Raw genomic sequence first — 11,725 nt, forward strand, 5'->3', positions numbered from 1 at the left:
CGGTCGGCATAGGCGTCCAGCGGCTTGCCCATGGCGATGTTGATCCCGCGCAGGTCGTCCATCCCGTGTGTGTGGTCGGCATGGGAATGCGTGTAGACGACAGCGCTCAGCCAAGTGACGCCGGCCGCGATCAACTGTTCGCGGACATCGGGGCCGCTGTCCACCAGAACGCGGACACCGCGATCCTCGACCAGAATCGACGGACGCCTGCGCCGGTTCCTTGGATTCGCGGGGTCGCAAGCCCCCCAGTCGCCGCCGATCAGCGGAACGCCGGCGGAACCGCCGGAGCCGAGAACCGTGATCCTCATGACGTCGGCGCCGGCATCCGGTTGAAGAGGCGGAAGAAGTTTTCGGTCGTCCGGGCCGCCAGTTCCTCGACCGGGATGCCCTTGACCTCCGCGACCACGGCGGCGGTGTGAGCGACGAAGGCCGGTTCGTTGCGTTTGCCGCGCTTCGGCATCGGTGCGAGGAAGGGCGCATCCGTCTCGACCAGAATCCGGTCCAGCGGGACCGAACGGACGATGTCGCGCAGTTCCTCGGACTTCCGGAAAGTGACGATACCCGACAGCGAGATGTAGAAGCCGAACTCCAAGGCCTGTTCCGCCAGTTCCCGGCCGGAGCTGAAGCAGTGCAGCACGCCGCGCAAGCCCTGCCCTGCCCCTTCCTCCTTCAGGATCCTGGCCGTGTCCGAATCCGCGTCACGGGTATGAACGACGATCGGCAGGTCGGTTTCGCGGCAGGCTTGAGCGTGTATGCGGAAGCCCGCTTCCTGGATGTCGCGCGGGCTGTTGTCGTAGAAGTAGTCGAGCCCGGTTTCACCGATACCGACGACCTTCGGATGCCGTGAGAGTTCCAATAGCTTTTCGACCGAGGTGACTGCCTGCTCCTCCGCCGCCTGATGGGGATGGACCCCTACGGTGCAGTAGACTTCCTCGTAGGCTTCGGCGATCTCACGAATCTGGTCGAACCGGCTGATGCGGGTCGAGATCGTGACCATCCGGCCGACCCCTGCCCGCTTCGCCCGCGCCACGATCTCGTCCCGTTCCTCGGCGAAGTCCGGGAAGTCCAAATGGCAGTGACTGTCGATCAGCATCGCACTCAGTTTCCCGCTTCCTCGACGAACCGGGGGAACACGCCCTGCGGCGGCGGCAGGGGCGTTCCGGAAGCCAGCGCCTGCCCCTCGGCCAGCCGGTCGAAGCCGCGTTCGTCCTGCGGCACGGCGAGCTGATCCAGGATCTTCGCCGAAGCGTCGGGCATCAGCGGCTGGGTCAGGATGGCGAGCCGGCGGATCGTCTCCGCCAGAACATACAGAACCGTACCCATGCGGGCCGGATCGGTCTTGCGCAGAGCCCAGGGCGCCTGCTCGTCGACGTAGCGGTTGGCGTCGCCGATGACGCCCCAGAGCGCCTCGATCGCCTTGTGGAAAGCCTGCACCGACAACTCCCGCCGAACGGTTTCGAGCAGCGCCGCCGAGGCTCCCAGCAGCTTGCCGTCGGCTTCGCTGAACTCGCCATGCTGCGGCACGCTGGCGCCGCAGTTTTTCTGGATCATCGACAGCACGCGCTGGACAAGGTTCCCGTAGTCGTTGGCAAGGTCGCCGTTCAGGCGGTTGACCATGGCGCGCCTGGAAAAGTCGCCGTCGTTGCCGAAGGGAACTTCGCGCAGCAGGAAATAGCGGGTCGGGTCGAGACCATAGGTCGAGACCAGGGCATCCGGAGCCACGACGTTGCCCAGCGACTTCGACATCTTCTGGCCTTCGATGGTCCACCAGCCATGGGCGAACACGCGCTTCGGCGGCTCCAGGTCTGCCGCCATCAGGAAGGCAGGCCAGTAGACCGTGTGGAAGCGCAGGATGTCCTTGCCGACCATGTGGAGATCGGCCGGCCAGTACTTGCCGTAGTCGCTGTCCGGCGCCGTATCGGGATACCCGACCGCGGTGATGTAGTTGGTCAGCGCGTCGAGCCAGACATACATGATGTGCTGCTCGTCGCCAGGTACCGGCACGCCCCAGTCGAAGGTCGTGCGGCTGACCGACAGGTCGCGCAGGCCCGACTTGACGAAGGCCATGACCTCGTTGCGCTTGCCCGGCGGCAGGATGAAATCCGGGTTGTCCTCGTAGAACTTGATCAGCCGGTCCTGCCACGCCGAGAGGCGGAAGAAGTAGCTGGGCTCCTCGACCCACTCGCACTCGGCGCCGGTCGGCGCCAGCTTCTTGCCGCTTGGAGTCGTGGTCAGCTCGTCCTCGCCGTAGAAGGCTTCGTCGCGGACGGCGTACCAGCCGGCATAGGAGCCGAGATAGATTTCACCCTTGTCGGCCAGCTTGCGCCACAGCGCTTGGCAGGCCACGATATGGCGCGGTTCGGTCGTGCGGATGAAGTCGTCGTTGGAATAGTTCATCGCCGCCGCGAGGTCGCGGAAGTTCTGCGATACCCGGTCGGTGAAGGTCTGCGGATCGATGCCGGCCAGCTTGGCCGATTTCTCGACCTTCTGGCCGTGCTCGTCGGTGCCGGTCAGGAACTTCACGTCATAGCCGTCGAGGCGCATGAAGCGGGCCAGGACATCGCACGCCAGGGTCGTGTAAGCGTGGCCGATATGCGGAACGTCGTTGACGTAGTAAATCGGCGTCGTGATGTAATAGGGCTTTGACCCGGCCATTTCGGCTCTCCTGCGCGGCGTGTCGTCTTTTATATAGTACGGATATATATGGTACCGCTCCGCATCAGGTGGAGGCGGCAGCCTCCACCGTCTGCAAGGCATTCAGAATGACCTGTTTTCGATCGAGATTGGCGCTTTCGGCCCGTGCGAAAAGGCGGTTGACCTTTTCCCACACCTCAACCCACCGATCAAGGCAGCGATCCCCGGCAAGCCGGGACATCAGGGCTGCCTCGCCGGGAACCACTTCGGGGGGAAGCGATTCGCGCGCGAGGGACCGTGCGAAGCGGGCCAGCCACCATACCAGCAGATCCGTCACCGCATAGTATGCCGTATCGGCGCCCTTGCGCGCCAGCTTGTCGCCAAGCCCATGCGCCGCCACCAGATCGAGCTTGGGCAGGGTGCCGAGCAGCCCCATCAGGTCGCGGTATAGCGTCAAGCCTCCCGCCGAGGCCAAGTCGAGGGCGCGGCCGATGCTGCCTTCGGCTAGACGCGCCAGCGCCGCCCGGTCGGCGTCCGGCAGATCGGGCTGATGCCGTCCCAGCAGATCGCTTACGACATCCTCGGGAAGCGGCGGCAGCAGCAGCTTGCGGCAGCGCGACCGGATCGTCGGGAGCAGGCCGCCCGGATTCTCTGTCACGACGAGAAGCACGGTGCGCGCCGGCGGCTCTTCCAGGATCTTCAGGATCGCGTTCTGGCCGCTGGTATTGAGCCGGTCGGCGCCGTCCACGATCACGACCCGCCAGCCGCCTTCGGCGGCGGTCAGGTGAAGGAACGGTGCTATCCGGCGCACCTGATCGACCGGAATGTCGGTCTTCAGCCGGCCTTTCTTGTCATCGAACGGCCGTTCGATGGTCAGCAGGTCGGCATGCCCGTTGGACGCTATCCGCGTGAAAACGGGATGCGTCGGGGCGACATGGAGGCTCGTGGCGGGCGGCGGGTCGCCGAACAGGCCGCCGGTCTGCTCGGTGCCGTTGGCCAGGACGAAGCGGGCGAATCGGAAGGCAAGGGTAGCCTTGCCGATCCCGGGAATGCCGCCGATCAACCAGGCATGCGGCAACCGGCCGGAGTTCCAGGCATCCAGCAGCACCTGTTCGGCAGCGTGGTGGGCGAGCAGGTCCGGGTTATGACGCGGATCGGGGAATTCGGTGGTCATGCGGGCAGGCGGTCGGCGACGGCTTTCATGATGGCGGCATGGACCTCGTCCACGGTGCCGGAGGCGTCGATGACGACGCAGCGCTGCGGCTCACGCGACGCTATCTCCAGGAAGCCGTCGCGCAGTCGTCGATGGAAAGACAGGTCCATCCGTTCGTAGCGGTCCTCACCGTCGTGCCGGGCATGGGCGCGGGTGACGCCGGCTTCCGGCGGGATATCGAGGATCAGCGTGAGGTCGGGAGCGAAACCGCCGACGGCGACTTCATAGAGGCGCTCGATCGGTTCGCGTCCGAGGCCATGACCGTAGCCTTGATAGGCCATGGTGCTGTCGGCGAAGCGGTCGGAGACGACCCAGCGGCCGGATTCCAGCGCCGGCCAGACCGTCCGCGCCAGATGGTCCCGGCGGGCCGCGAAGTGGAGCAGCGCTTCGGTCACCCCGTCCCAGCGGCCGGGGTCGCCGGAGACCAGAAGCTTGCGGATCTCTTCGGCGCCTGTGGCGCCCCCTGGCTCGCGGGTGGCGAGCACGTCCCGCCCCTGCCCGGCCAGCGCTGCGGCCAGCAAGCGTACCTGGGTACTCTTGCCGGCGCCCTCGCCGCCTTCGAAGGTTATGAAGCGTCCGTGCGTCACCGGTCAGCTACCCGAGCCTGAAACGAGATGCATGGCAGCGGCGCCGATGCGGCCGATGAAGCCGAGGCGTTCGACGTCCTGCCCTGCGACCAGCGGCACTTCGCGCTTGCTGAAGCCCGGCGCTTCCATCACGACCTTGCCAAGCTTGGTGCCCTTGGCGACAGGCGCCGGCACCGGTTCCTCCAGCACGACCGAAACCTTGAGGTTCTTGCGCTCGTCTCGGTTCATCGTGACGCGAAGGTCGTCTTCGACCACCAGCGGGACCGTGCCGGCGGCGCCCATCCAGACGGCGGCCTGCTCGACCGGCTCACCCTTCTTGAAGAGCGCATAGGATTCGAACTCGCGGAAGCCCCACTCGATGATGCGGGCGGACTCGTCAGCGCGGCCCTGCATGCTCGGCAGGCCGTTGACCACCAGGATCAGGCGGCGGCCGTTGCGCTCGGCCGAAGCCGTCAGGCCGTAGCCGGCGGTTTCGGTATGGCCCGTCTTCATCCCGTCGACGTTCATGTTCCGGTAGAGCAGCGGGTTGCGGTTGCCCTGCTTGATGCCGTGATAGGTGAACTCGGTCTGCGAGTAGTAGTGATAGAACTGAGGGTATTCCTTGATCAGGTGCTCCGCCAGCAGGGCCAGATCGTAGCAGGTCGAGTAGTGGTTGTCGTCGGGCCAGCCGGTCGCGTTCTTGAAGCTGCTGTCCGCCATGCCGAGCTCGCGGGCCCGCTTGGTCATTTCCTCCGCGAACCGCTCCTCCGAGCCGGATAGCCCCTCGGCGAGGACGACCGAAGCGTCGTTGCCGGACTGGATGATCACGCCCTTGATCAGGTCTTCCACCTTGATCTGCGCGTTCAGCTCCGTGAACATTTTGGAGCCCTGCATGCGCCAGGCACGCTCGCTGACCGGCATGGTATCGTCCAGCGACAGCCGGCCCGCCTTGATCCGCTCGAAGACCATGTACATCGTCATGATCTTGCTCATCGACGATGTCGCCATGCGCTGATGGGCGTTCTTCTCGAACAGGGTGGTGCCGGTCGACATATCGATCAGAACAGCCTGTTTCGCGATGGTGTCGAGCGACGCGGCCGACGTGGCGGACGCGATGCAGGAGATCATGATCCCGGCGATCCAGGCGATCGATTTGCGCGGATGGGCGACGGACATCTGTTTTTGCTACCCTCTGTTTCCTGATTCTGACGCGGATCCGGTTCAGTCCACGATGACGCGGGCACCGTTGTTGCCGGCTTCGATGACCTGATTGAGGATCGAGTCGGCAGCCTCGACGCTCGATAGCGGACCGATTCGAACCCGGAAATACTGGGTTTGACCGACCATGGTCGGATCGATCCGGGTAGTGCCAAGGTCCGACAGCCGGGCACGCAGCCTGTTGGCATTGTCATACACCGTGAAGGCCCCGGCCTGCACGTACAACCTGCCGTTCGACCTGACCGGAGTATCGGCGACGACGGCGGCCGGCAGGAACCTTCCGTCGACGGTGGCGCCCGCCACGGTCTGCGACGGATCGAAGGCCGGCCGCTCCGCGACCTGCCGCGCCACCGGCGAAGCACCCTCGACCTGGACGGCGGCGCGCGGCGCCGCAACCGGCTTGGGTGCTCCGTCGGGCGAAATGTCGGCGACGCTGACGCCCGCCTGCCCCGCACGGGCCGCCGCGGCTATGGCGCGGCTTTCCTTCGGCAGGATCGCGACCCTGACCTTGGCGCTGCCCTGCCCTTCGAAACCCAGCAACTGGGCGCTTCGGCGGGACAGATCGACGATCCGGCCCGGAACGAAGGGGCCGCGGTCGTTGATCCGGACGATGATCGAGCGGCCGTTCTCCAGGTTGGTCACCCGGACGAGACTGGGCAACGGCAGGGTCTTGTGGGCGCCGGTCAGCTCGTTCTGGTCGAAGGTCTCGCCGTTGGCCGTCGTTTCGGCATGGAAGCCCGGACCGTACCAGGAGGCAAGACCGGTCTCGTCATAGCCGAAGTCTTCCTTGGGATAGTACCTGACGCCTTTGACCTGATACGGTTCCCCGATCTTGTAGCCGCCGACCGCACGCGCCTGACCCTGAACGGCCGACTTCTGACCTTGCTTGGTTTCGGCACACCCGGAGAGCGCCAGAACGGCCACGGCAATCAGCAGACCCCTTGGCATCTTGCCCGCACCCGACCTGCCGGCGACTGAATCCTTGGCCATAGCTTTACCGGCCATCCTGACTTCCCTCTAAAGGCGGAGCGAAACTACCTCATATAATCATAACCTCCAACAAAAATGGTTAATCGTTTCGTACAGGTGCCGGAAACCATGAGTCGGTGCGGTCCATCAGCCGGTAGGCCGCCAAGCCGACCCATTCCCGCAGGCTTTCGTTGAGGGCATCCAGACCGTAGAGCAGATCGGGACTCCAGGTCAGCGAACCCGCCGTCCGGTAATCCACCGGATAGGCGGTGACGGGCCATCCGGCGTGGCGGAAGATGCCGACCGAACGCGGCATATGGGCGGCCGACGTGATCAGAAGCCAGGTCTCGCCCGGGGCCGGGTCGGCCAGAGGGCGGCTGAAGAGCGCGTTCTCATAGGTATTGCGCGACTCGCGCTCGAAGACGATGCGCGACGTATCGAACCCCAAGCCGTCCAGCACGGTCCGGATCACGTCCGCCTCGCGCAGGTCGCCGGCGAAGACGTAGCCGGATCCGCCGGTGAAGATCAGTCTGGCTTCCGGATAACGGCGCGCCAGAGCGACGAACTCCGTGATCCTTTCGCCGGCGCTGTTGAGGACGGGCTGCCCCCGGTCCGCCGACATCTCGGTATTGACGGAGCCGCCGAGCAGGACGATGCCGTCGATCCGGCCGGGCAGTTCAGGCTGGGGAAAGCGGTCCTCCAGCGGGCGGAGCGTCATCTGCCCGACCGGCAGCAGGGTCAGGGCCGCCACCAGCAGCACGGATGCCATGACCAGCTTTTTTCCCGGACGTTCGAACGGCGGGCGGCGTGCGGCCTGGAACATCAGCCCCAGGATCAGCATCAGGGCAAGCAGGTTGCCGGGGCGGACAAGCGCCCACCCCAGCTTCGACAGGACGAAGATCATGATGCGAGGCGCCTGACCTGTTCAAGCTGGAGTGGGACGGGCGCGCCGATACGATCAGATGTCGGCGTAGCAGTGGGTTTCCGCCGCCCCGCCGGGATGGGTGACCGCTCCCTTCTCCGCATCACCGACGGTCTGAGCGTATTTCCAGAGAGCGCCGGATTGGAAGTCGTGACGGCGAGCAGTCCAGGCCTTGCGGCGTTCCGCCAGCTCGTCGTCCGACAGTCCGACCGAGATGGTGCCGGCGTCGGCATCGATCGAGATGATGTCGCCGTCCTTCAGCAGGCCGATCGGTCCGCCGACCGCCGCTTCGGGACCGACATGACCGATGCAGAAACCGCGCGTGGCGCCGGAGAACCGGCCGTCGGTGATCAGGGCCACCTTGTCGCCCATGCCCTGGCCGTAGATGGCCGAGGTGGTGGACAGCATCTCGCGCATGCCGGGACCGCCGCGCGGTCCTTCGTAGCGGATGACGATCACTTCGCCTTCCTTGTAGTCGCGGCGCTCGACGGCGGCAAAGGCTTCCTCCTCGCAGTCGAACACGCGGGCGGGGCCGGAGAACTGGAGCTTCTTCATGCCGGCCACCTTGACGATGGCGCCGCCCGGAGCGAGGTTGCCGCGCAATCCGACGACGCCGCCGGTCGGGGTGATCGGGTCGCTGGTCGGGCGGATCACGTCCTGATCGGTCGGGAACACGACGTCGGCGAGGTTCTCGGCGATCGTCTTGCCGGTCACCGTCATGCAGTCGCCGTGGAGGTAGCCGCCGTCGAGCAGTGCCTTCATCAGGACCGGTACGCCGCCTATCTCGAACAGGTCCTTGGCGACGTAGCGTCCGCCGGGCTTTAGGTCGGCGATGTAGGGAGTGCGCTTGAACACTTCGGCGACGTCGTGCAGGTCGAACTCGATCCCGCATTCATGCGCGATGGCGGGCAGGTGCAGGCCGGCATTGGTCGAACCGCCCGACGCGGCGACGACGACGCAGGCGTTTTCCAGCGCCTTGCGCGTGACGATGTCGCGCGGGCGGATGTTGCGCCGGATCAGTTCCATCACTGCGCGGCCGGAGGCTTCGGCATAGGCGTCGCGGCTCTCATAGGGAGCCGGAGCGCCGGCGGAACCGGGGAGCGCCAGACCCATCGCTTCGGAGACGCAGGCCATCGTGTTGGCGGTGAACTGGCCGCCGCAGGACCCGGCGGAAGGACAGGCGACGCATTCCAGTTCGTGCAGGTCCTCGTTGCTCATCTTGCCGGCGCTGTGGGCGCCGACCGCCTCGAACACGTCCTGGACCGTGACGTCCTTGCCCTTGTAGCGGCCGGGCAGGATCGAACCGCCATACATGAAGACGCTTGGAACGTTGAGCCGCACCATCGCCATCATCATGCCGGGCAGCGACTTGTCGCAGCCGGCCAGCCCGACCAGCCCGTCGTAGCAGTGGCCGCGCATCGTCACCTCGACCGAATCCGCGATGATTTCCCGGCTGACCAGCGACGACTTCATGCCGGCATGGCCCATGGCGATGCCGTCGGTCACGGTGATGGTGGTGAACTCGCGCGGGGTCCCGGCCTCCGCCTTGACGCCGATCTTGACGGCCTGAGCCTGGCGGTTGAGCGAGATGTTGCAGGGGGCCGCCTCGTTCCAGCAGGTCGCGACACCGATGAACGGCTGCGCGATCTCCTCCTCGGTCATTCCCATGGCATAATAATAGGAGCGGTGCGGCGCCCGCTCCGGTCCAACGGAGACATGCCGGCTCGGCAGATTGGACTTGTCCCAGGTGGTTGTTTTCTTGTCGCCGTAGGGCATGGCCGACTCCCTCTTGTTGCTTTCAGGTCCCCGTGGGGCTGCATTTCTTGCGTCGGAACATAGCGCCGTGTTCCGGCAAAGCCCAGTCCGGTTTGCGGTCCGGATGGGAGGGAAGCGGCTGCCGCATGGATTCCGGGGCGCAACACCCCCGGTAAAAGGGCACAGATGTCATCAAACGTCATTACCGGGGGCCGGCCCCTCGCCGCCGGCGGGAACGGAGGCCGGAATGGTGTCCGACGGCCAGAGCTCCGTTGGCAGCAACCGGTCGCTCTCGTCGAAGTAGGCCAGAGCGTCGCTCGGGTCATCTATTCTGCCGGATAGCTCCGGGTGAAGGGTCAGCAGGTGTTCGCAACAGAAGATCCGCCGCCTGACGGCGGCGCGGTTGGCTTCCAGTGCGGCGGCACGCTGAACCGACCGGTCCATGGAGCGGGGGTGCGCCGGTTCGGGCGCCGGTGAGGCATCGACCGCCGCCGGCGCTTCCGGAGGCATCGGCGGATCGAAAACGGTGTCGGATTCGGCGTCCGGGGCGGGTCCCCGCGAGGGGATGCCGTCGCCTTGTTCGGCCCCCTGCCCGGCTTCCTCTTCCACTTCGCCGGGCTTGGGCTCTTGAAGACGCATTTCCTCCAATGCCGTTTCGAGGCCGCTGGATCGCTTGGCCGCAGTCGGCACGAGGCCGCGCAGGCGGGCGATCATGTCGATGGCGCGAAGGGCGGCGAAGTCGTTCTGCCGTCCCATGCTGTCGATCATGACGCGCTTGAGGACCGACACCAGTTCGTCCAGTTCGCCTTGCCGCTGATCGTCCCTCGCATGGGCAAGATGGGCCGCCCGTGCCGCGATGTGCGGCTCCTTCATCAGGCGCGACCCCGTCTGGCGCGCGCTGTCCCAGGCATAGCCCGCCAGCCGCGCAGCTTCGGTCAGGCTGCGGCCGGCGGCCACGTGCCGCGCGAAAGCCTCCTGCCGGTGCGGGAGCGGCTGCTCCGGCGTGCGGGCATGGAACGGGGTATCGGCTGAAACTTCAGCAGACTGGGGCATGGCGGGCACTTTCCGGGATGTTGATGAGAGGATTATTATCCTTTTTCGCTGGCGTCGTCAATCGTTGTGAGCGCTGTGTGTAGAGAGTTGGCTGGGAAAGCCGTTGGTGTGGGCAGCAAGTGGATTATTACGAAACTGCCACCGATTTATTTGGCAGTAATTTACACTGTCACCGAAAAAACTAACGAAGCGCCAAAGAAGTTGACTGCTAAAGACCCTCATGCCGTAGGTCGGTCTAAAGCGAAGCGGCAGCCGACATAGACGCGCCTGCTTGTCGGCTGCCGCTTCGCTTTAGACCGACCTACATGCCGAAAGTATTCTTAAAGGTCAATCTCTCCGGATCTTGGTCTTAGACCAAGAATCACTACGAAGTTTGCCTAATCCGCTTAATCGACGCCAGGAGATGCCAAGATCAAGTCTTGGCATGACGATCGGGGGACATGGCGGCTTGAGGCTATGACGGATTTGGGGGATGATTTTGAGATCATCCCCCAGGTGTCGCGTCAGGTGGCGCTCAGCCGCGCCAGGGCTTCGGCCAGCTTTTGCTTGGCGGCTTCGGCCGTGGCGCGGCGGTCGCGCTGTTCCTCGATCACTTCCGCGGGCGCGCGGGAGACGAAGTTGGCATTGCCGAGCTTCTGGTCGATCTTGGCGATCTCCGCGGCGTGCTTGTCGATCTCCTTCGACAGGCGTGCCCTCTCCTGATCGACGTCGATGACGCCGGCCAGGGGAAGTACGACGGTCGCTTCGTCCAGCACAGCCTGGATGGAGCCCTTGGGAGCCGCATCGGAAGTCGTGTCGGCGGAGGACAGGCGGGCCATCCGTAGGATGATGTCGCGGTAGGTATCGAGCCGTTGCACCGTCCCGGGCGCAGCATCCTTCAGCAGCAGCGGGATCTGGGCGCCCGCCGGGACGTTCATTTCGGAGCGGACGCCGCGCACCGTGGAGATCAGGCGGACGACCCAGTCCATTTCCGTCTCCGCCGAAGCATCGGCGATGTCGGAGCCGAACTGCGGCCATGAAGCTCGGATCAGGCCGTGTTCCCGGCCGGTGCCGAGCTTTTCCCAAAGCTCTTCGGTGATGAAGGGCATGAAGGGATGGAGGAGCTGAAGGATCTCGTCGAGGACCCAGCCGGTGGTGGCGCTGGTCTCCGCCTTGGCTTCGGCGTCGTCACCGTTGAGGATCGGCTTGGTAAACTCCAGATACCAGTCGCAGAAGGTGTTCCAGCTGAACTGGTACAGGGCATTGGCCGCATCGTTGAAGCGGTAGGCTTCGATGGCTTCTGCCGCACGGGCGGCAGTCTTGGCGACCTCGCCGACGATCCAGCGGTTGACCGTCAGCTTGACCGATGCCGGATCGAAGCCCGGCTGCGCCGCGCATTCGTTCATCTGACAATAG

At 65.2% G+C, this 11,725-nt stretch carries 11 protein-coding genes; all 11 read right to left on the reverse strand.

The features are described 5' to 3' along the window. The coding region (locus AC5JJ6_RS22910) for an MBL fold metallo-hydrolase (protein WP_496044268.1) at positions 1-308 on the reverse strand (308 nt) is incomplete at its 3' end. After that, entirely contained in the window at positions 305-1,093 is a 789-nt protein-coding gene (locus AC5JJ6_RS22915) for a TatD family hydrolase (RefSeq protein WP_496044269.1), read from the reverse strand. The genes AC5JJ6_RS22910 and AC5JJ6_RS22915, both read right to left, overlap by 4 nt. Positions 1,094-1,098: 5 nt before the next feature. Beyond that, entirely contained in the window at positions 1,099-2,655 is a 1,557-nt protein-coding gene (gene metG / locus AC5JJ6_RS22920; RefSeq protein WP_496044270.1) for a methionine--tRNA ligase, read from the reverse strand. A 64-nt stretch (positions 2,656-2,719) separates the two neighbouring features. Then, positions 2,720-3,808, reverse strand: coding sequence for a DNA polymerase III subunit delta' (locus AC5JJ6_RS22925; RefSeq protein ID WP_496044271.1), 1,089 nt, complete (start codon positions 3,806-3,808; stop codon positions 2,720-2,722). Next, entirely contained in the window at positions 3,805-4,434 is a 630-nt protein-coding gene (gene tmk / locus AC5JJ6_RS22930) for a dTMP kinase (RefSeq protein WP_496044272.1), read from the reverse strand. The genes AC5JJ6_RS22925 and tmk overlap by 4 nt, the downstream gene beginning before the upstream one ends. Positions 4,435-4,437: 3 nt before the next feature. Then, positions 4,438-5,589, reverse strand: a complete 1,152-nt coding sequence (locus tag AC5JJ6_RS22935) for a D-alanyl-D-alanine carboxypeptidase family protein (RefSeq protein WP_496044273.1) — start codon at positions 5,587-5,589, stop codon at positions 4,438-4,440. Between the two features lie 45 nt (positions 5,590-5,634). Further along, positions 5,635-6,636, reverse strand: coding sequence for a septal ring lytic transglycosylase RlpA family protein (locus tag AC5JJ6_RS22940; RefSeq protein ID WP_496044274.1), 1,002 nt, complete (start codon positions 6,634-6,636; stop codon positions 5,635-5,637). Between the two features lie 64 nt (positions 6,637-6,700). After that, the gene (locus tag AC5JJ6_RS22945) at positions 6,701-7,504 is read right to left on the reverse strand and encodes a YdcF family protein (protein WP_496044275.1); all 804 of its coding nucleotides are present in this window, start codon (positions 7,502-7,504) and stop codon (positions 6,701-6,703) included. A 54-nt stretch (positions 7,505-7,558) separates the two neighbouring features. Next, complete coding sequence (gene ilvD / locus AC5JJ6_RS22950) at positions 7,559-9,298, reverse strand: dihydroxy-acid dehydratase (protein WP_496044276.1); 1,740 nt, start codon at positions 9,296-9,298, stop codon at positions 7,559-7,561. 171 nt (positions 9,299-9,469) lie between these two features. Then, positions 9,470-10,330, reverse strand: coding sequence for a terminase small subunit (locus AC5JJ6_RS22955; protein ID WP_496044277.1), 861 nt, complete (start codon positions 10,328-10,330; stop codon positions 9,470-9,472). 503 nt (positions 10,331-10,833) lie between these two features. Then, positions 10,834-11,725 (reverse strand): class I tRNA ligase family protein (locus tag AC5JJ6_RS22960; RefSeq protein ID WP_496044278.1); only part of this gene is annotated, 892 nt, incomplete at its 5' end.

It is taken from the genome of Skermanella sp. (genome assembly GCF_059503625.1).

Coding starts and splice junctions, on each gene's coding strand:
- ilvD (WP_496044276.1), bottom strand. CDS start 9,298: ATGCCCTACGGCGACAAGAAAACAACCACCTGGGACAAGTCCAATCTG.
- AC5JJ6_RS22940 (WP_496044274.1), bottom strand. CDS start 6,636: ATGGCCGGTAAAGCTATGGCCAAGGATTCAGTCGCCGGCAGGTCGGGT.
- AC5JJ6_RS22945 (WP_496044275.1), bottom strand. CDS start 7,504: ATGATCTTCGTCCTGTCGAAGCTGGGGTGGGCGCTTGTCCGCCCCGGC.
- metG (WP_496044270.1), bottom strand. CDS start 2,655: ATGGCCGGGTCAAAGCCCTATTACATCACGACGCCGATTTACTACGTC.
- AC5JJ6_RS22935 (WP_496044273.1), bottom strand. CDS start 5,589: ATGTCCGTCGCCCATCCGCGCAAATCGATCGCCTGGATCGCCGGGATC.
- AC5JJ6_RS22925 (WP_496044271.1), bottom strand. CDS start 3,808: ATGACCACCGAATTCCCCGATCCGCGTCATAACCCGGACCTGCTCGCC.
- AC5JJ6_RS22915 (WP_496044269.1), bottom strand. CDS start 1,093: ATGCTGATCGACAGTCACTGCCATTTGGACTTCCCGGACTTCGCCGAG.
- AC5JJ6_RS22955 (WP_496044277.1), bottom strand. CDS start 10,330: ATGCCCCAGTCTGCTGAAGTTTCAGCCGATACCCCGTTCCATGCCCGC.